Source organism: Shewanella sp. CG12_big_fil_rev_8_21_14_0_65_47_15, from assembly GCF_002783505.1.
In the GTDB taxonomy this organism is placed as follows: Bacteria; Pseudomonadota; Gammaproteobacteria; order Enterobacterales; family Shewanellaceae; genus Shewanella.
The window spans coordinates 1-20,244 of the sequence record NZ_PFGL01000022.1 but is presented as its reverse complement, the minus strand read 5'-3'; the positions used below and the strand labels follow the sequence as shown (position 1 = coordinate 20,244).

13 protein-coding genes are annotated in these 20,244 nt (G+C 48.9%); 1 reads left to right on the top strand and 12 read right to left on the bottom strand.

Going from position 1 to position 20,244, the window contains the following annotated elements; translation table 11 throughout:
• The first annotated feature begins 17 nt into the window (after positions 1 to 17).
• Positions 18 to 1,109, top strand: a complete 1,092-nt coding sequence (locus tag COW15_RS06640; protein ID WP_198781997.1) for a branched-chain amino acid aminotransferase — start codon at positions 18 to 20, stop codon at positions 1,107 to 1,109.
• A gap of 62 nt (positions 1,110 to 1,171) precedes the next feature.
• On the opposite strand, the gene COW15_RS06635 is transcribed toward COW15_RS06640, so the two are convergent.
• The 12 genes from COW15_RS06635 to COW15_RS06580 all read right to left on the bottom strand — a co-directional run bounded on the left by COW15_RS06635 (position 1,172) and on the right by COW15_RS06580 (position 19,813).
• Positions 1,172 to 5,707 (bottom strand): EAL domain-containing protein, encoded by a 4,536-nt coding sequence (locus COW15_RS06635; RefSeq protein ID WP_293631116.1) that lies wholly within the window; start codon positions 5,705 to 5,707, stop codon positions 1,172 to 1,174.
• Between the two features lie 311 nt (positions 5,708 to 6,018).
• Positions 6,019 to 6,882, bottom strand: a complete 864-nt coding sequence (locus COW15_RS06630) for an oxaloacetate decarboxylase (RefSeq protein ID WP_293631115.1) — start codon at positions 6,880 to 6,882, stop codon at positions 6,019 to 6,021.
• A gap of 55 nt (positions 6,883 to 6,937) precedes the next feature.
• On the bottom strand, positions 6,938 to 8,149 hold the full coding sequence (gene prpF / locus COW15_RS06625) for a 2-methylaconitate cis-trans isomerase PrpF (RefSeq protein ID WP_293631114.1): 1,212 nt from the start codon (positions 8,147 to 8,149) through the stop codon (positions 6,938 to 6,940).
• Positions 8,150 to 8,242: 93 nt separating this feature from the next.
• Positions 8,243 to 10,846, bottom strand: coding sequence for a Fe/S-dependent 2-methylisocitrate dehydratase AcnD (gene acnD, locus COW15_RS06620; protein ID WP_293631113.1), 2,604 nt, complete (start codon positions 10,844 to 10,846; stop codon positions 8,243 to 8,245).
• A gap of 80 nt (positions 10,847 to 10,926) precedes the next feature.
• Positions 10,927 to 12,054: a 2-methylcitrate synthase gene (prpC, locus tag COW15_RS06615; protein WP_293631112.1), complete on the bottom strand. Its 1,128-nt coding sequence runs from the start codon at positions 12,052 to 12,054 to the stop codon at positions 10,927 to 10,929.
• A gap of 138 nt (positions 12,055 to 12,192) precedes the next feature.
• Positions 12,193 to 13,071, bottom strand: coding sequence for a methylisocitrate lyase (gene prpB / locus COW15_RS06610; RefSeq protein WP_198782002.1), 879 nt, complete (start codon positions 13,069 to 13,071; stop codon positions 12,193 to 12,195).
• Between the two features lie 52 nt (positions 13,072 to 13,123).
• Positions 13,124 to 13,885, bottom strand: coding sequence for a GntR family transcriptional regulator (locus tag COW15_RS06605; protein WP_293631111.1), 762 nt, complete (start codon positions 13,883 to 13,885; stop codon positions 13,124 to 13,126).
• A gap of 397 nt (positions 13,886 to 14,282) precedes the next feature.
• Positions 14,283 to 15,224 carry an acyltransferase gene (locus tag COW15_RS06600; protein WP_293631110.1) on the bottom strand — a complete coding sequence of 314 codons (942 nt, stop codon included), beginning with the start codon at positions 15,222 to 15,224 and terminating at the stop codon, positions 14,283 to 14,285.
• Between the two features lie 13 nt (positions 15,225 to 15,237).
• On the bottom strand, positions 15,238 to 16,134 hold the full coding sequence (locus tag COW15_RS06595; RefSeq protein WP_293631109.1) for an acyltransferase: 897 nt from the start codon (positions 16,132 to 16,134) through the stop codon (positions 15,238 to 15,240).
• 100 nt (positions 16,135 to 16,234) lie between these two features.
• Positions 16,235 to 17,761, bottom strand: a complete 1,527-nt coding sequence (locus tag COW15_RS06590; protein WP_293631108.1) for a YifB family Mg chelatase-like AAA ATPase — start codon at positions 17,759 to 17,761, stop codon at positions 16,235 to 16,237.
• A 136-nt stretch (positions 17,762 to 17,897) separates the two neighbouring features.
• Positions 17,898 to 18,887, bottom strand: coding sequence for a sensor domain-containing diguanylate cyclase (locus COW15_RS06585; RefSeq protein ID WP_293631107.1), 990 nt, complete (start codon positions 18,885 to 18,887; stop codon positions 17,898 to 17,900).
• Positions 18,888 to 19,399: 512 nt separating this feature from the next.
• A complete protein-coding gene (locus COW15_RS06580) occupies positions 19,400 to 19,813 on the bottom strand; it encodes a hypothetical protein (protein WP_293631106.1) in 414 nt (137 codons plus the stop codon).
• Positions 19,814 to 20,244: the final 431 nt, after the last annotated feature.

The following is a 20,244-nucleotide window of genomic DNA, read 5'->3' as shown; positions in this document are numbered from 1 at the left end:
AATCAAGGTGGTATGCGATGGAAATAAAATATAATTTAAAACCTGCGTCCGAGCGCCGTACTGAGCAATTCAAGCCCGAGGGGAATGTGGGCTTCGGTAGCCTCAGAACCGATCATATGTTTTTAATGGATTACCGCGATGGCGAATGGCGTGATCCGCGAATTGTGCCCTATGGTCCATTTGAAATGGCGCCGGGAGCAATGGCATTACACTATGGTCAGTCAATCTTCGAAGGCGCGAAGGCCTTTATGCATGAAGATGGTGAGATCTATACTTTCCGTATCAATAAAAACGCCGAGCGGATGAATCGCTCCGCCGATATCGTCTGTATTCCGAATATTGATGAGCAGATGCAAATCGATGCGATCAATGCCTTGATCGATGTCGACCGCCTGTGGTTTCCGATGCAAGAAGGTGCGTGTTTATACATTCGTCCCTTTATTTTTGCGACCGAAGATCGACTCTCCGTTAGCCCCAGTTCTCGCTATACCTTCTGCGTAGTACTAAGCCCAAGTGGTGCCTATTACGCTGCGGGCGTGAATAAAGGCATACGCTTACTGATCAGTAAAACCTACCACCGCGCGGTATCGGGCGGGACCGGGGCATCTAAGGCGGCGGGTAACTATGCTGCCTCATTACGTGCGGGTAAAGCGGCGGCGCAGTTTGGAGCATCCCAAGTGCTGTATCTCGATTCTACCAATCAACAGATTGAAGAAGCGGGCGCGATGAACCACTTCCATATTCTGAAAGACGGCACTGTGATTATCCCGACCTTCACCGATACCATCTTAAAATCCATTACCTCGCAATCCATTATGGAATTGGGTGAGTTGCTCGGCTGCGAAATTCGCCAAGAAACCGTGATGCTAGATAAGTTTATTGCCGATATCGAGTCCGGCGAAATTATCGAGGCGGGGGGATTTGGTACTGCGGCCGTGGTCTCTGCTGTGGGTTCCTATATTTTTGAAGATGGTCGCGTTGTGACTGTCGGCAATGGCGAAGTGGGTGAGCATATTCAGCGCATTTACAAACTTTATACCGAGATCCAAAAGGGCCATATCAAAGGCCCCGAAGGCTGGGTCAAGCGTGTCGAGCGTATCGCGCCTTAAACGATAAAAAATGCAACAAGAAGGCTCCCTAGGGAGCCTTCTTTATGTCCACAGTTTGTCCTTTAGGACTGCTGCGACAATGGCTTAGATTGATTACCGAGCAGTACGAGACAATCTTTCGCGCTAAGGGGTTTACTGAGTAAGAACCCTTGAACCTGATCACAACCCTGTAGGGCTAAGAAATTGAGCTGCTCTTGGGTTTCTACCCCTTCTGCAACTACATTGAGTTCGAGACTGTGTGCCAGAGCGATAATGGCGCTGGTAATGGCGGCATCATCGGGATCGTTAGTGATATCACGGACAAACTCCCTATCAATTTTTAGGGTATCGATGGGGAAACGTTTAAGGTAACTCAGGCTTGAATAACCTGTGCCAAAATCGTCTACGGCAATGGTTAATCCTAGGGCTTTTAGTTTCGCCAAAATAGTCACAGATTCCTGTGGATTACCCATGATCATCGATTCGGTCAGTTCGAGTTCGAGTGATTGAGCTGGCAGTCCCGATACCGCGAGTGCCACTTCAATCGTCGAAATAATATCTGCTTTGAGTTGGCGGGCCGATAGGTTAATGGCCATGCTGAAGTCTTTAAAGCCCAATTCATTCCATTGGGCTAACTGTTGACAGGCGTGGTTAATCACCCAGAGACCAATTTGATTAATGATGCCCGTTTCCTCAGCCAAAGGAATGAATTCTACCGGAGAAATCGGGCCAAGCTCTGCATGATGCCAGCGTAGCAAGGCTTCTAAGCCCGTGAGTGAACCATCGCGCAGGGAGAACTTAGGTTGATAAACTAGGCTCAGCTCATTGCGTGAAATAGCTTGTTTTAACCCAGCTTCGAGCTGTACATGGCGGGTGGCCATCTCATTTAGCTCGTGGGTATAAAACTGAAAATTATTTCTACCTAAGGACTTAGCGTGGTACATGGCGGTATCGGCAAACTTAATTAATGAGTCTGCATTGTCAGCGTCGTTAGGATAGAGACTAATTCCTATCGAGGTTGAGATGGTCAAGGATTTATCATCTAGTAAGAAGGGAGCTTGGAAGGCCCGTAGTAATTTTTCCGATATCAGTGTTGCCGCCTTAGTTTTGGCGACGCCTTCTAAAATAATGGTAAATTCATCGCCCCCTAAGCGTGCAACCGTGTCACCTTCCCGCACGGCATTTTGCAGTCGTACTGCGACCGCTTTGAGCAGCAGATCGCCTATATGGTGACCCATAGAATCATTGATATGTTTGAATCGGTCGAGATCTAAGAACAGCAGGGCAACGATGTTATTCGACCTATGGGCCTGGGAAATGGCGTGATTGAGCCGATCTTGGAAAAGAGTGCGGTTAGGCAGGCCAGTTAAGGTATCGAAACTGGCTAAAAAACGAAGATCTTCTTCGGCTTTTTTACGCTCGGTAATATCGGTAAATACTGCGACAAAATGGCTGGTTTCGCCTTTAATGTCTATGACTTGGTTGATCTCAAGCCAGACTAACAGTGCCTTGCGTCCCTTATTGCGGATCCAAATCTCACCGACCCAATGTTTATGGCGTAATAGCTGTTGTTCTATATTGTTAAATAGGCCCCTTTGTTGCCTGCTATAGGCTAAGTGCACCAAATATTTGTCGCAGATTTGGCGCTCCGTATAACCCGTAATGGCACAAAACGCCGGATTCACCGAGCGGATACGATAATCTAAGCTCGCCACAACTACGGCCTCGTTCATGCTGTTGAGTACTTGAGAGGAGAGTATTAGCTCATTCTCAATCAGTTTACGGGAAGTGATATTGCGGCTTGTGCCCGTCATGCGTATGGCTTGATGATTACCGTCACTCTCTACCACTTTGCCGCGTTCTAAGATCCAAATCCAATTGCCGGGAGAGCGTTCAATGCGATACTCGACCTCAAAAAAAGGCGTGCGGCCTTGCAGGTGTTCGGCTAACTCATGTTTAAATTTTTCTCTATCCTCGGGATGGATGCTTTCATGTAACAGATGATGGCCGCTCCACTGGGGAATAGAGCTGTCCATATTCGTGCGGTAGACTCGGTTCTCTTTGATATTCCAGTCCCACATCCCATCACCAGATGCCCATAGGGCGAGTTTGAGGCGTTCCTCCGAGGCGCGGATACTGGTTTCAAACTCTTGTTGCTGTTGGCGTTTTCGTTTGCGCCAGAGGATAAACCAAATCAATAAGATAACAGCGATGAGACAGTAAAAGACATAGGCAAGCTGGGTGCGATAGAAAGGGGCCTGCACTCTTAGGTCGACGAGTAGCGCATAAGTGCCTTCACCGTTGTATTGCAGGGAATGGCGAACATGTAGCACGTATTTTCCAGGGTTAATATTGGTAAAGGTGATTTCATTGCCGGAGGGTAAGTCGTGCCACTGATTATCAAAACCTTCAAGGAAATAGCTAAAACGGTTTTTACCCGTATAGCTAAAGTCCAATGAGGTCACTTCAAAACTCACCAGTTGATCATCGTAGTGCATCACGATTTGAGGGGGGCGGCTTAGATCTAAAATTGTGTGGTTTTTGCCTGCGATCTTATAGGCGGTTAAAGCCACTTTGGCCTCATCCCGTTGATCGGGAATGGTCTTGGGATTAAAGCGGTTTATGCCATGGATACCACCAAACCAGAGGTCACCATCATGGTCCTTGAGTTTTACGCCACCATTAAACTCCAATGCCTGCAGGCCTTCTTGCTCATTGAAATTGATAATCTTGTTAGTCATGGGATTCAGCTTGCCAACCCCAGCGTTACTGCTAAACCAAATATCATGTTTTTCATCTTCGAGTAGAGCATAGATAGTATCACTGGGCAGCCCCTGCTCGCGGGTGTAGTGGCTAAAACCCGCATTGGGGGCATTAGATGAGAGCTTGCTGATCCCGCCATGGGTAGCAAACCAAGTATCCCCATTGGCGGTGATCAAAACATCCCGTACACGGTTATTGATAATGCTGTTTTTGTCATCGGGTTGATGGGTAAACGCTTGGCCCAATCCCGTTTGCATATCGAGCTTAACTAACCCATTGAGTGAACCTATCCACAGGATGTTTTTGTCTGCTCTAAGGGTAACTAATATATTTTGTGCAGGATAAAAGCCTTCAATATCGGTGAGCGGCACAGAGATAAACTCATCTTTATCAGTGATTTTGCGATAGAGGGCGTGGGAAGTGGCAATCCAAAGCCTGTCTTGGCCATCCATTTCTATACTGCGGATATAGTTTGCCTCCGAGGTCTGATCTTGACTGTTGCTGACGTTAAGTAGGGTGAACTTTCCATTGGGGGTTAATCGCCCTAAACCATAGTTGCTGGCAAACCAAATGCTCCCCTGCTTATCTTGGGTAATATCGCGCAGTATTAAATTTAAATTAGGTAGCTCGACCCCGAGTGCCTTAGCAAAGTGAGACGAATAATACTGGTACTGATGGCTATTGGGGGGAAGCCGTTTAAGGCCTGCACCTTCAGTACCTATCCAGAGTGCACCATCCTGGCTGCGAAATAGCGCTCGAATATTATTACTCTGTTGCGGTAACTCGGTAGTATATTCAAATAGATGCTGGAAATACTGGCGGCGAGTGTTGATCTTATTGAGCCCTGAGTAGCTGGCGCCGAGCCATAGATTACCAAAGGGATCCTGTAACAGACTTAATATATTGTTTTCACTGATACTGTCTGCGCGTTTGGTATCGTATTTATGATAGGTGGCCGCTAACTGTCCTCCCTTTCTATCCAGTTGGATGAGGCCCGCCTCTGGACCCACTGCCCAGAAGCGTCCGAGGGGCGTTTGGATAAAATCTTTAATATAAGCAGTGTTATTTTCGGTTTGCCATAGCACTTCACCCTGTTGGCTGATGAGATCGTAGTGCCATAGTTGATTACCGAGCGCTAAGGTGATGGAACGTGTCGAATTGGCTTTAATTTGATGGGCGGTCAAGTTTTGCGGCACATTGAGGCGGGTAATAGTGTTACTGCTCACTGCAAAGGTGCCGCTATTCTGTGTCCCCGTGAGCAAATAGGTATTTTCAACATTGGCGAGACTGGTGATATAGGGCTCGACACTGTTGCCTAAGTTGACTTGGCTGATCCGCTGCGTTCTGGTTGATAGGGAAAATAGCCCACCTTGAGTGCCAATCCAGAGGGTATTACCAACGATATTGAGTCTAGTCACCCTAAGATCTGTTAATCCTTGCTCTAGCCCAAAACGTTCAAAGGAGCCAGTCTTGAGATCGAGCCGATTTACCCCTTGGCTAAAGGTGCCCACCCAGATGTAGCCATCGGCATCTTGGATAATATCTGAAACATAACTTTCAGAAATGCTGGTAGGATCATTAGGGGAGTGGATGAATAGGTTGAAGTTATGGCCATTGTAGCCATGCAGACCATCTTGAGTGCCAATCCAAAGCATGCCAGCACTATCCATAAATAGACTGGTGATAGTGTTTTGATTGAGCCCGTTCTCGCTGCGAATATGTTCAAACTTCAGTTGAGTGTTAGCAGCACTTAAAGGTTGGGAAACCCCTTTGAGTGAAAAGCTAAATAAACTCAGGGCACAAAGAGTGATTAGCACTAGCCGATGGATTTGTAGACTCAAATTTACCCCTATCAAATAACCCTTTTATCCCCATAGCGTGGGTATTGTTCACCTTGGTTTTATTGGGGGCTAGCGTATAACCGAGCAAATAGACCCATTCAGTAAAAACAAAGGTAGATCAGCGCAACATAGGCGTTCTTACAGGGTATTAATATGTTTATTATTCTTATACGGCCTAGGAAGCTTAGCATTTTTTACAGTATGCCAACATACAATTAGCCGTTCTTTTGTGGAAGGTATATGTATACATAAAATAAAAAGACCTTGCCGGAAGGGGGAAAGCAAGGTCTTTGGTTAAACTATTTTAAGGCTATAGCGGGTGCATCTCAGTTATGGGTATAACCGAGATCAAGATCTAAATATGCTTGTGTGTTTATGATCCGTTCACGCTCTGCAAACGACACCATCTGCTCGGCAATGCTGCCACTGTCACCCTGCTCGAGAATGGTGCGTAAGGTGTGCTGACAAGCATGGATTGTCGCTCGCTGTAAGTCAGAGGGAATAATAATGAACTTGTATCCCAATGCTTGCAGTCTGTCCTTCGACACCAGCGGTGTTTTACCGCTGTGGAACATATTGATGAGCTTAGGCTGCTTGATATGCTTAGCGATTAGATCAATTTGCTCAACGGTTTCGGGCGCTTCGACAAAAATCACGTCGGCACCTGCCGCTAAATACGCTTGTGAGCGTTCTATCGCAGCGTCGAATCCTTCAACGGCGATCGCATCCGTGCGGGCAATTAAGATAAAATCTGGATCAGTTTGACTATCTTTGGCGACACGGATCTTGTGCACCATTTCTTGGGTACTCACCAAAGATTTATCATTCAGATGGCCGCAACGCTTTGGAAAGGTTTGATCTTCCAAGTGCAATGCTGCGACACCCGCTCGCTCAAAGGCTTTCACTGTACGACTGACATTGATGGCATTACCAAATCCAGTATCCGCATCCGCAATGATGGGCACTTGGGTCACTTCGACCATCTGTTCTAGTCGATGCAACACTTCGCTAAAGCTCAGCATGCCTATATCGGGGAAACCACAACTTCTCGCAATCGCGCCACCACTGGCGTAAATCAGCTTAAAACCCGTTTGTTCGGCTAAACGTGCGGTCATACCATCGTAAACACCGGGTGCGACGTGAATATCGCTACCACTCAGCATTTGTCGTAATGCCGTTGTTTTTTTCATTTGAGTTATCTTCCTTGTGCGCCTTTAGCGATTAAATCTAAAACCAGATAAACGATTAGAAACACTCGCTCGGTACGCGTACTGAACCTTCCATCAGCACCCGGGCGCTGCGGCTCATAATGGCTTTAACCACTGTCCATTCGCCATCAACCATTGACGCCTCTGCGCCAACCCGTAAGGTGCCTGAGGGATGGCCGAAACGCACCGCGCTTTTTTGACCGCCACCTGCGGCTAAGTTGACTAAGGTGCCGGGGATCGCCGCTGCAGTACCAATTGCTACCGCCGCCGTGCCCATCATGGCGTGGTGCAGTTTGCCCATGGACAGGGCTCGCACTAATAAATCGATATCCTCTGCTGCCACCGATTTTCCGCTCGATGACACATAGGCTTTTGGCTTAGCGACAAAGGCAACCTTAGGTGTATGTTGGCGTGTAATGGCTTCATCAATATGTGAAATTAAGCCCATACGCACAGCCCCATAGGCGCGAATGGTTTCAAACTTAGCCAGCGCGGCGTTATCCCCGTTGATATCATCCTGCAGCTCAGTGCCTGTGTAGCCTAAATCCTCTGCATTGATAAATATGGTGGGAATGCCTGCGTTGATCATAGTGGCCTTAAAACTGCCAATCCCCGGCACGTCTAGCACATCGACGACGTTGCCCGTAGGGAACATGCTGCCACTCCCTCCGTTAGAATTGGCATCTTCGTCGGCAGCCGGGTTCATAAACTCGATTTGCACTTCGGCGGCGGGAAAGGTCACACCATCGAGCTCAAAATCACCGGTTTCCTGCACTTCACCTTTAGTGATGGGCACATGGGCGATAATGGTTTTGCCTATGTTGGCCTGCCAAATTCGCACGGTACAAATGCCATTTTGTGGAATACGTGCCGCATCAATTAAACCATTGCTGATGGCGAAAGCGCCGACGGCAGCGGTTAAATTGCCACAGTTACCGCTCCAATCGACAAAGGGTTTGTCGATAGCCACTTGGCCGAACAGGTAATCCACATCGTGATCGGCCTGAGTGCTTTTGGATAAAATCACGGTTTTACTGGTGCTCGAGGTGGCGCCGCCCATGCCATCGATTTGTTTGCCGTAAGGATCTGGGCTGCCAATCACTCGCAGCAGTAGCGCATCACGAGCAGGGCCAGCAACTTGTGCGGCTTTAGGCAAATCCTGCAGTCGGAAAAATACGCCCTTGCTGGTGCCGCCACGCATATAGGTTGCGGCGACTTTGATTTGGGGCGGGAAAAGATTGTTACTCATGCTATTAACTCCAAGGGGAATAGCGATACAGGTTAGTGTCGATATCAAAGGCGGTGATGCTCAATTGGCATGACCGCCTTTTTAGCGCGAGTGTTACTTCAGGTTTGACTCTAAAAAGTCCTGAGCAAAGCGTTGCAATACGCCGCCCGCCTCGTAGATCGACACTTCTTCGGCGGTATCGAGGCGACAGGTTACTGGCACTTCGATGCGCTCACCGTTTTTACGGTTGATAACGACAGTCAAATCTGCCCTTGGCGCTGGCGTGCCGAGCACATCGAACACTTCGGTGCCATCTATGCCATAGGTTGCACGGTTTTCACCGGCTTTAAACTCCAGCGGCAGCACGCCCATACCCACTAAGTTAGTGCGATGAATACGCTCGAAACCTTCGGCGACAATGGCCTCTACACCCGCTAAACGTACGCCTTTGGCGGCCCAGTCGCGGGACGATCCTTGGCCGTAGTCGGCGCCCGCTATGATGATCAGCGGCTGCTTACGTTCCATATAGGTTTCAATCGCTTCCCACATGCGGATGACTTGGCCTTCGGGTTCGATACGCGTTAGTGAGCCTTGCTGTACCTTGCCATCAACCAGCGCCATTTCGTTTTTAAGCTTAGGGTTGGCAAAGGTTGCGCGCTGGGCGGTTAAGTGATCGCCCCTGTGGGTGGCGTAGGAGTTAAAGTCTTCCTCCGGCAAGCCCATTTTGTGCAGATATTCGCCTGCGGCGCTGTCCATCATAATGGCGTTCGATGGCGATAAATGGTCTGTGGTGATGTTGTCACCCAGCACCGCTAGCGGTCGCATGCCTTTTAATGTGCGCTCTCCAGCCAATGCGCCTTCCCAATAAGGGGGGCGGCGAATATAGGTAGACTGTGGGCGCCAGTCGTACAGTGGGCTGATTTGCTCGCCGTAATCGACGGCTAAATCAAACATGGGCTCGTACACTTTGCGGAACTGCTCGGGCTTGACGCTTGATGCAATCACGGCATCGATTTCTGCATCCGATGGCCAGATATCAATCAGTTTGACTGGGTTGCCGTCTTTATCTAATCCCAGCACATCCTTTTCGATATCGAAACGTATGGTGCCGGCAATCGCGTAGGCGACCACCAATGGTGGCGATGTCAAGAAGGCTTGTTTGGCATAGGGATGGATGCGGCCATCGAAGTTACGGTTGCCCGATAATACGGCGGTGGCGTATAAATCGCGGTCGATCACTTCTTTTTGGATCACAGGGTCCAGCGCGCCGCTCATACCGTTACAGGTGGTGCAGGCAAAGCCGACAATCCCAAAGCCAAGTTGCTCAAGCTCGGGTAATAAATTGGCTTCTTCTAAATAGAGTTGTACCGCTTTGGAACCGGGGGCCAGTGAGGTTTTGACCCAAGGTTTGCGGCTTAAGCCTTTGGCGTTGGCGTTGCGGGCAATTAGGCCGGCGGCAATCACGTTACGTGGATTGCTGGTGTTAGTGCAGCTGGTGATGGCGGCGATAATCACGGCGCCATCTGGCATTAGGCCAGGTTCGTTTTCGACCACACCGCTAATGCCGCGCTCGGCGAGTTCCGAGGTTGGCACCCGAGCATGTGGATTCGACGGGCCGGCAATGGTGCGTACCACTGACGAGAGGTCAAAGTGTAATACGCGTGGATATTCGGCCTGTTTTAAGTCATCGCTCCACAAACCTGCAGTTTTAGCATAGGTTTCAACCAGTTTGACTTGGTCGGCTTCGCGGCCGGTTAAGGTCAAATAATCCAGCGTTTGTTGATCGATATAGAACATGGCGGCGGTGGCGCCAAATTCAGGCGTCATGTTCGAAATGGTGGCGCGATCGCCCAGTGTCAGCGCCGCAGCGCCTTCGCCGAAGAACTCTAGATAAGAGGACACCACTTTTTGTGCGCGTAAAAATTCGGTAAGCGCCAGTACGATGTCGGTCGCCGTGATGCCAGCTTGCGGCTTGCCCGTTAGCTCGACACCGATAATGTCTGGCAGGCGCATATAGGATGCGCGGCCTAGCATCACGCTCTCGGCTTCTAAGCCACCGACACCAATGGCGATAACGCCGAGTGCATCAACGTGTGGTGTATGGCTGTCGGTGCCGACTAAGGTATCCGGGAAGGCGACACCGTCGCGAGCATGCACTACAGGTGACATACGCTCTAGGTTAATTTGATGCATGATGCCGTTCCCTTGCGGGATAACATCGATGTTTTTAAAGGCCTTTTGAGTCCAATTGATAAAGTGGAATCTGTCTTCGTTGCGTCTGTCTTCGATGGCGCGGTTTTTTGCAAAGGCATCTTTATCGTAACCGCCGTATTCCACTGCGAGGGAATGATCCACAATCAGTTGGGTTGGTACTACAGGGTTAACTTTGGCCGGATCGCCCCCCTTGGCGGCAATGGCATCACGCAGACCCGCAAGGTCGACGAGGGCGGTTTGGCCTAAAATATCGTGGCAGACCACGCGGGCGGGAAACCAAGGGAAATCCAGTTCTTGCTTAGATTCGATAATCTGTTTCAGCGAGTCGGTGAGTACCGCTGGATCGCAGCGGCGGACTAAGTTTTCCGCCAGCACGCGTGAGGTGTAGGGGAGCTTAGCATAGCTGCCGGGGGCAATGGCCTCAACGGCCTCACGGGTATCGAAATAGTCGAGTGCAGTGCCTGGTAAGGGCTTGCGGTACTGGGTATTTATGATAGTGCTCATAACATCGGTGCTCATCACATGATCTATTGGAGATCTTAAAGAGAAACTGACGCCTTAGCGCCAGTTCATGTTTTTAAACATTAACGGTTAGCAATCGGCACCACTTTACGGGGTGCTACGCCCACATAATCGGCACTTGGGCGAATGATGCGGTTGTTAGAGCGTTGCTCCATCACATGCGCCGCCCAACCCGTTACCCGTGAACACACGAAAATAGGGGTAAACAATTTAGTCGGAATGCCCATAAAGTGATAAGCGCTGGCGTGGAAGAAGTCAGCATTACAGAAGAGTTTTTTCTGTTCCCACATCAGGGCTTCACAGGCTACCGATACGCGGTAGAGGCGATCATCACCATAATCGGCGGCCAGCTTTTCAGACCATTCTTTGATAATGGCGTTACGTGGATCCGATTCGCGGTAAATCGCGTGACCAAAGCCCATGATCTTGTCTTTACGCTCTAACTTACCCATCAGAATATCGCGGGCATCGGCTTCATCTTTCATATCTTGGATAAGTTCCATGGCCGCTTCGTTCGCGCCGCCATGCAGCGGGCCGCGCAGTGAACCGATAGCACCTGTCACGCAGGAATGCATGTCAGACAGGGTGGAAGCACAGACGCGCGCGGTAAAGGTTGATGCGTTAAACTCATGTTCTGCATAAAGAATCAACGATACGTCCATCACTTTAGCATGCAATTCAGACGGCGCTTTACCGTGTAATAAATGCAGGAAGTGCGCGCCAATTTGCTCGTCTTGGGTTTCGGTATCGATACGTACACCATCGTGGCTAAAGCGATACCAGTAACAGATGATCGATGGGAAAGCGGCCAGTAAACGGTCGGCAATTTCACTCTGTTCGCTAAAGTTATGTTCGGCTTCTAAGTTACCCAACATAGAACAGCCAGTGCGCATCACATCCATTGGGTGAGTGTCGGCTGGAATGCGCTCTAACACTTCTTTTAATGCCTGTGGCAGACCGCGCAGACCTTTGAGTTTGCTCTTATAGGCGTCTAATTGGGCCTGGGTTGGCAGTTCACCGTAAAGAATAAGGTAGGCAACTTCTTCGAAGGTGGCGTTTTCGCCCAGATCCTTCACATCATAACCACGGTATGTGAGACCACTGCCTGAAACGCCCACTGTACTTAATGAGGTTTCCCCTGCGCTCTGGCCACGTAATCCCGCGCCACTTAACTTTTTAGCTTCTGACATAATTCTTCCCTTCCGTTAACTCTGAGTGATTATTGCGGGCCTATTGGATGGCCCACCTTTATTGGTTAAGGCTGCAGTGTGGATTAAGGCCATACACTTAGGTTAAGGCCTCTCTCCGGTAGGGTTGCAGCTTGTCGGTTATTTATCTTGGTTAAACAGTTGATCTAACTTGTCTTCAAAGGCGTGGTAGCCCAAATACTTATACAGATCCGTGCGGCTCTGCATAGTGTCTAATACATTGCGTTGATGACCGTCATTCATCAGCGCTTGCATCACCTTCAATGCCGCTTGGTTGGCCGCACGGAAAGTGCCTAGGGGATACAGCACCATATCGGCGCCCGCCTCGGCGAGTTCTTCTTTATTAAATAGTTGGGTTTGGCCGAACTCGGTCATATTCGCTAGGATCGGTGCGTTAACCTGGGCCTTGAAGTGGCGGTATTGGTCTAGCTCGGTTAAGGCTTCGGCGAAAATCATATCGGCACCGGCGGCAATATAGGCTTTGGCGCGCTCGATCCCAGCTTCTAAGCCCTCAACGGCGACCGCATCGGTACGCGCCATGATCACAAAGTTAGGATCGGTGCGGGCATCGACGGCGGCTTTAATGCGATCCACCATTTCTTCTGTGCTGACTACGGCTTTATTGGGTCTATGGCCACAGCGTTTTTGTGATACTTGGTCTTCCATGTGTACGGCGGCAACACCAATTTTTTCAAACTCTTTAATGGTACGGGCGATATTGAATGCGCCGCCCCAGCCAGTGTCGATATCGACCAATAGCGGCAATTGGGTTGCCGAGGTGATGCGGCCCGCATCGATCAGCACGTCGTTCATCGAGGTCATGCCTAAGTCGGGTAAACCGTAGGAGGCGTTAGCGACACCGGCTCCAGAGAGGTAAAGGGCTTGAAAGCCAGTTTGCTCTGCCATTAAGGCAAAGTAAGCATTGGTCGTACCAAGGATTTGCAACGGTTTAGCGTTGGCGAGGGCTTGGCGAAAACGTAATCCTGCGCTTTGTGTCATGGTCTTTGTCCTTATCTTTTCTATAGGCATATTGGGCCGCATGTACTTAGCGTTAGTTGGCTAAGGTGTCTTTAGCGGCGGCATTGGCTTGCAATTCAATCAAACGTAATTCGGTATTTTTGCGGCCTTGTTCTATATGGCGGCGCATGAGGAGTCCCGCTAGTTCACCATCGCGCTGGGCTATGGCTTCCACTATGCGTCTGTGCTCGGCAATGGCTTTAACGGGGCGATTCTGATTAGTGCATTGGTAACGGTACATCCGCAGTAGGTGATACAGGCCACCGATTAAGGTTTCCTGCAGATGCTTATTGCCACTGGCTTGAATGATTTGGTAGTGGAAATCGACATCACCTTCCTCTTGGAAATAGGTATCCCCCTTAATCAGCGCCGCTTCTTGAGCCGCGAGCAGATCTTCTAACTTGGTGAGTTGCTCTGGGGTGATACGGCTGGCGGCCAGTTCACAGGCCATGCCTTCGAGTACGCTACGCAGTTGATATAAATCGTTAAGTTCGCTAACCGTCAGTTGGGCAACGCGGGCGCCAATATGGGGGGCACGCACGACTAAGCGTTGTCTTTCTAAGGTTTGTAGGGCTTCGCGGGTCGGGCCGCGGCTGATGCCGTATTTTTCGGCCAGTGCTTGTTCGTTAATCTTGCTGCCCGCTGGCAACTCGCCCTTGATGATGCTGGTTTGGATCTGCACCAAAATCTGATCGGCTAATGTGGTCGAGGTCTTTTCGGTAGTCACAGATTTCACCTTATCGGCCATTTGGCTTGGGGTGTCATCAATAGGGAACCTCGCGTCTTGCTTTAACATATAGCGCATCACTATTCAGAGGATTGTCGACAATGGAGAAAAAATAGACCTCTATCGGCATATTGTCAACAATATGGCGAATTAGACATGAGTCTATATTATAGAGGCGTCGTGATTATTTATTTGATTTATATGTGCTTTATGTTTAAATGTAATTTAATTAATTTTTTTTTTAAAATTTTAAATGATAAATTGTCAACAATTTATAGTTTTTGTTCGCTAAAACGAGACGCGTTTTTCTCTGGGGCAGGGTTGAGTCCAACAAAGTCATAATGGGGGTAATACTGTTAGCGGCATGGGAGTGATATCTGCCTCAAGATACTAAAACTCGTATCTTGAGGTAGCTTGGATATATTTTGATAAGGCAACTAAGTGGAAATATCTTCGGGGAAGTCGCTTAATGAGCGGTATGATTGGTGCTGGTGGCGCTATCGCTTTGTATTTGCTGGCTATGGAGCAGGCAATGGATCTGCTGATCTTTTTCAGTCCAAAGCTGATTTAACCAGCGCTGAAATTCGACGCGGTATTCGGACTCGGAAAAATAACGGTTAGCATCGACCTGGGGAACGGGTAGAGCCCGCACTCGTACTATGATTTTATTCACTTTACCATTCATCACCCCGAACAAAATATCGTCCGGGGCATCTGGATACACTAAGGTGACATCCAACAGATTGGTAAATTGCTCGCCCATGGCCGACAGGGTAAAGGCGATGCCTCCGGCCTTGGGACGTAATAAATATTGATAGGGCGAATCCTGACGCTGGCGCTTATCCTCGGTAAAACGGCTGCCCTCAACATAGTTGATAATTGAGGTAGGCATATTCTTAAATTTTTCACAGGCACGGCGAGTCGTGGCTAAGTCCTTCCCCTTAAGCTTAGGGTTCTTTTTGAGTTTTGCCGGGCTGGTTCTGTCCATAAATGGCATATCCAGCGCCCAACAACCTAGGCCCATAATGGGCACATAGATGAGTTCTTTCTTGAGGAAAAACTTCAGCATAGGGATATGGTTACGCAACAAGTAAGTTTGCGCCGCGATATCAAAACCACTCAGATGGTTGCTGATCAGCAAGTACCAACCATTTTTATCAAGTCCGTCAAGCCCTTGAACATCCCATTCGATTTTGGCGATCAAAAATAAGATGCCGCCATTACAGCTCGCCCACGCCCACATAAAACGGTTCATTAGTGCTGTCACCGCATTACGTGCCCCTTGCACTGGCATTAGTATTTTCACTAATCCACCGAGGCAGACGAGCGAGCCCCAAAAGGCGGTATTAATGATAAGTAAGCTCAAGCTGAGAATAAACAGCACGGGACCGGGGAGAAAATTCAACATATTGGCGCTACCCTTATTCTTTATTCACTTGGCCAGCGAGTTGGCTTATCACGCTATCCTTAGTGAGCCAGAGCTGATTTAACTGTTCTTGAAAGCCAATTTTGAAATTGCGGTCATTCATATAATCCCCGCGCATGGCGGGATCGATATCGGATATTTTAATGTGCACTTTAACGCTTGGCAGCTTGCCTGTCAGGTAATCCCAATAGCTAGGAACGTGATCGGGGTAGTAGATAGCCACATCCACTAGCCTATGGATCTGGTCTCCCATGGCCGATAGCGCGAAGGCCATGCCACCCGCTTTGGGTTTTAACAAATGTTGGAACTGAGAGTTTTGCTTCTTATGCTTAGTTTTGTGGAAACGTGTCCCTTCGACAAAGTTCATCACACTCACCGGCTTAGCCTTAAATTTAGCGCAAGCTTTACGTGTGATTTCAATATCTTTACCCCTTAACTTGGGATTTTTTTTAAGCTGCGCTGTGCTATAACGGCGCATAAAAGGAAAGTCCAGTGCCCACCAAGCTAGCCCGAGTATGGGCACAAAAATCAGTTCCTGCTTTAAGAAGAATTTGAGGAAGGGGATCTTGTGGTTAAATATGCGCTGCAGGATCAAAATATCCACCCAAGATTGGTGGTTAGCGATCACCATGTACCACTCTTTGGTTGAAAATTGAGTATCGCCCGTCAGCTCGATTTTCACCGGATGCAGCAAACGCTCAATGACACCATTAACGCTAATCCAGGCACTGGCGCAAAAATCGAGCACATAGCTGGTGGCCGTTCTTAGTGGAGCAAAGGGGATAAGTTTGATCACACTGCCCAAGATAATGGGGATCGCCCAAAAAATCGTATTAACGACATAGCCTAAGAAGGCTATACAGCCTTTGATCTGTGAAAGCAGCGTCACCATTAGCGCCCCCTGACAAAAATTGGAGGCCTATGTTACTCGGTGTCGGCCTTTGGCTCAATCATCGGTCAGCTGGTCGGGGCATTTGTTAACATTTATTGTGTCAATACTGCTGGGATAATCGCGCTAACAGCCTATCCATGGCGCGATAACCTAAGGCTTGGGCTAAGTGACGCCTTTCGGTATTTGGCGTTTGTTCGAGGTCGGCAATAGTGCGGGCAACCCTTTGTATACGATGAAAGCTGCGCACTGAGAGCCCAAGTTTAACCACACTTTGTTCTAGAAAAATCAGATCGGCCTCGCTTAGGCCACTGAACAGTTTGAGTTGCTTACCCGAGAGTTCGCTATTGAGTACCCCAGCCCTCGCGAGCTGAATATCCCGGGCGCGCTTGACTCGTTTGGCGACCTCTTGGCTGGTTTCACTCGGCACAGCGGCTTGGGTGAGTGTGCCTGCGGGAAGTTTGGGCACCTCAATGGTGAGGTCGAATCTATCTAAAAAAGGGCCGGACAATCTAGCAAGGTAACGCTGCACTTGATCTGGGGTAGCGCGGTTATGGGTATCTATATCGCCGCTGGGGCTAGGGTTCATGGCGGCGATCAATTGGAAACGACTTAAAAAGGTGAGTTTAGCGGCGGCGCGGGAAATCACCACTTCGCCCGTCTCCATAGGTTCACGTAGGCAGTCGAGGACTTTACGTGGAAATTCAGCCACTTCATCTAGAAATAATACGCCGCGATGGGCGAGGGATATTTCTCCTGGTTTAGGTATGCTGCCGCCGCCAACGAGGGAGATGGATGAACTTGTGTGGTGAGGTGCCCTAAAGGGACGTTTTAAAAAATGTTGCGGCTTGATATCGAGCCCAGCAACTGAGTGAATTGCGGCGACTTCTAAGGCTTCTTCATAACTTAAGCTGGGGAGCAGCGCCATCATGCGGCTCGCCAGCATAGTTTTGCCGGTTCCCGGTGGGCCTAACATCAGCAAATTATGGTTGCCCGCGGCGGCAATCTCCAGCGCTTGCTTTGCCTGATATTGGCCTATCACATCGCTTAGACAATGCTCTGACTCTGGCGCGGCTTCGCTCACCCATTCGAGGTGGCTATCGAGTGCTGGCAGTGGTGCTTGGCCGAGCAAAAAGGCTGCGAGGCTTTGTAAATGCGAGCCAAAAAATACCCTGTGATAGCCGACCAGCTCGGCATCGTGGCGATTCTCTAGCGGTAAAATCAAGGTGTTGTCCTGACGTTTGGCCGCAATAATCGCAGGCAGTAGTCCTTGGCAGTACCGAATTTGCCCCGATAGGGCTAACTCACCGACAAACTCGGTATTTTTGAGACTGTTAGCGGGTATTTGCTCCGAGGCCGCGAGTATACCAATGGCTATGGGTAAGTCGTAGCGCCCCCCTTGCTTAGGCAAGTCCGCTGGCGCAAGGTTGACGGTTATTCTGCGCATTGGGAACTCAAACCCCGCATTGATCAGCGCGCTACGCACTCGCTCGCGCGCTTCTTTGACTGAGGCTTCGGGCAATCCTACTAGGTTGAATGCGGGGAGGCCATTGCTGAGGTGGACTTCAACCGTGACTTCGGGGGCTTCGACCCCACAACTGGCTCGGGTATTGACGCAGGCAATCGCCATAAACAAATCCTTTTGTAGAGATATTGCGCAGAATTTGAGTGTAGCAGCAATTGGGGGGATGGCTTTGCTATCAGTACGTTATTCTTACTTCAGCAATAGGTTATCCGTTTCACGTTAGGGTAGGCAGGCCCTACTTTTAAGACCTCTTTTTATGTACATGTTTCATCGCATACATGCGTTGATCGGCCAGTTCCAGCAGTTTGTCGGGTTCCATACCGTCCTGTGGCAATACGACGGCACCAATGCTGACTTGTAACTGGTAGTTGCTGTCTTCAAATGTCAGAGGTGGCACCATGGCCGCTTCGATACGCAGGAGCGCCGCTGTAACTGCCTCTGGATTTTCTAGCGGCGTTAGAATGATCCCAAATTCATCCCCGCCTAGTCGGGCGGCGAGATCTGTGTCGCGGGTTGTCTGTTGCAGGCGCTTGGCAAACTCTAACAGCACGGCATCTCCGGCGCGGTGACCATGCTTATCATTGATCTGTTTCAGTCCGTCCATATCCATCATCAACAGACCAGTGGAGAGTTGTTCGCGCTTCGCCCGTGCGACCGCATTGTGCAGTCGGTCCATAAACAATGCTCGGTTGGCAAGGCCAGTCATACTGTCGTGGGTGGCTTTGAAAAACAAATTGTCGCTATCGTATTTGACCGAAAAATACATGGCGGCCGCCACGACTTCCGATAGCATATTCAGCAGTGTGATATCCGGTTGTTGAAACTTGCCGACATGCCGCGATACGGCTTTAAGCACACCAACGGTGGCGCCTTGGTATGTTAGGGGCATGACCAGCATAGAGCGCAAGCCGACTTTATTGCAGGCGGCTCGATCGACTCGGGTGTCTGTTGCCGCATCGGTGCAGGCGAGTACTTCTCCCGTTTTAATGCACAAACCAGACAAACTAGCGTCAACCTTTAGTCGTAGACCAAGCTGAGGTGTGGCTATGCCCGAAGCCGCCCGGTACACCATGTCGCCATCTTCGACCAGTTCAATCGCGGCGCCATCGGCATCAATCAAAGGCAGCGTTTGCTCTACGACATATTGCATTACCCCGCCTAAATCTAACCCTAACTTGGCTATTTCAGCCTGAATATTAATTACTTCTAGCAATTGCTCGCGTGATGGCATGCTTTAATTCCGAATAATTGATTTTTATCGCTTATGATAGAACAAGCAGATAGAAATCCCCATTGCCACTCTAAAGTGTAGTACTTAAGTTGTAGTAGTTGGTAATCTGTGTTGCACAGGATGATATGCTTGTCACATTGGCCTTTTCTAATGTTCACTTGCAGGTTTGCCATGGCGTTCACTCATCGACACAGTGAATAGAAACCTAGAGCTTCAAGTTTATGAACGAGAGTCATGGTCGTTCTCATGTCTCCCGTGCATTGCACGACATTCAGGCCTCCAGCCTATCAGATGGCGAACTGGCAGTTAAATAGGGATGTTGTGCAAGTCCGTCTGGATGCTGGGCCGCCCCATCTGATGTGAAAGGATCCACAAATACCGCGATGGCATGGATGTCAAGAAGCGGCCATGGGGCGGACAGTCGTCTCGCTAATCACCAGACTGCTCAGGCTGCTGGTCTGTCCGCTCCCTCTCTTTAACTCACAAGGAGCGCCCACATATGTCCTGTTTTTTTAGTTCTTAGTAAATTTGAAATGGTTAACCATCATATCAATAGGCTTATCTATATCTACCCCTACTTGTTCCAAGACCTCAAAGAACCAAGAAAGATGCTCCCCTAGTTCTTCTGCATCTTCTTTTGTTACCGATAGCAAGCAAATCGCTATACGAGCCAACAATGCATCCTCATCGGTCAAGTTACGTATTGCACCACTACCGTCCAAATAGGCCCACCAAACATTTGCACACTCTCTATAATCCTGTTCAGACACAGTTCCTGCAATATAAGCTTTTGAAATTGAAATAGGATCAGGGCCATCACTGGAAAAACGGAATCCAAAGTACTCTACAATTTTTATTAAAAATCCAAGATATAAATTGACCGCTTCACGCTTGTCTAGCGGCCAAAGAATTGAACCTATATTCACTTATTTACTCCGAAGAAATTCAAAATATCGTTACAAGACGTGCAAATTTCTTTTACTGTATTATGACCATTGCCAGAAATTCCTATGTTCACTGCGCGCATAGTTCCACCACTTGGATCGACTCCTGCATTCATAGCTTTATCTAAACAAACTATTTCTGCACAGCCTCCATGCCACGGCTTTCTGGCTGAAGCAGAGGTCCCCATAAGTGCTCCAGTAACATTTAGGCGAAAAATCAGGCACAAAAATCAGGCCATCCATTTTAAGGCACAAAAATCAGGCCATCCATTTTAAAACAACATAATGCACTTTCAAATTACCTTCAAGTAACGAAAAGTCACTTAGCAGTGAAAAAGCTGACAAGGTATGGAGTAAATGGATAATGAGTGATTAATTCAGGCTATTTGATTGAAAAATAGTGATTTTTAGCA

What these genes read in the sequence shown, in the direction of transcription:
- COW15_RS06640 (WP_198781997.1), top strand. Translation starts at nt 18, where the DNA reads ATGGAAATAAAATATAATTTAAAACCTGCGTCCGAGCGCCGTACTGAG.
- COW15_RS06630 (WP_293631115.1), bottom strand. Translation starts at nt 6,882, where the DNA reads ATGAAAAAAACAACGGCATTACGACAAATGCTGAGTGGTAGCGATATT.
- prpF (WP_293631114.1), bottom strand. Translation starts at nt 8,149, where the DNA reads ATGAGTAACAATCTTTTCCCGCCCCAAATCAAAGTCGCCGCAACCTAT.
- acnD (WP_293631113.1), bottom strand. Translation starts at nt 10,846, where the DNA reads ATGAGCACTATCATAAATACCCAGTACCGCAAGCCCTTACCAGGCACT.
- prpC (WP_293631112.1), bottom strand. Translation starts at nt 12,054, where the DNA reads ATGTCAGAAGCTAAAAAGTTAAGTGGCGCGGGATTACGTGGCCAGAGC.
- prpB (WP_198782002.1), bottom strand. Translation starts at nt 13,071, where the DNA reads ATGACACAAAGCGCAGGATTACGTTTTCGCCAAGCCCTCGCCAACGCT.
- COW15_RS06605 (WP_293631111.1), bottom strand. Translation starts at nt 13,885, where the DNA reads ATGTTAAAGCAAGACGCGAGGTTCCCTATTGATGACACCCCAAGCCAA.
- COW15_RS06600 (WP_293631110.1), bottom strand. Translation starts at nt 15,224, where the DNA reads ATGTTGAATTTTCTCCCCGGTCCCGTGCTGTTTATTCTCAGCTTGAGC.
- COW15_RS06595 (WP_293631109.1), bottom strand. Translation starts at nt 16,134, where the DNA reads ATGGTGACGCTGCTTTCACAGATCAAAGGCTGTATAGCCTTCTTAGGC.
- COW15_RS06590 (WP_293631108.1), bottom strand. Translation starts at nt 17,761, where the DNA reads ATGGCGATTGCCTGCGTCAATACCCGAGCCAGTTGTGGGGTCGAAGCC.
- COW15_RS06585 (WP_293631107.1), bottom strand. Translation starts at nt 18,887, where the DNA reads ATGCCATCACGCGAGCAATTGCTAGAAGTAATTAATATTCAGGCTGAA.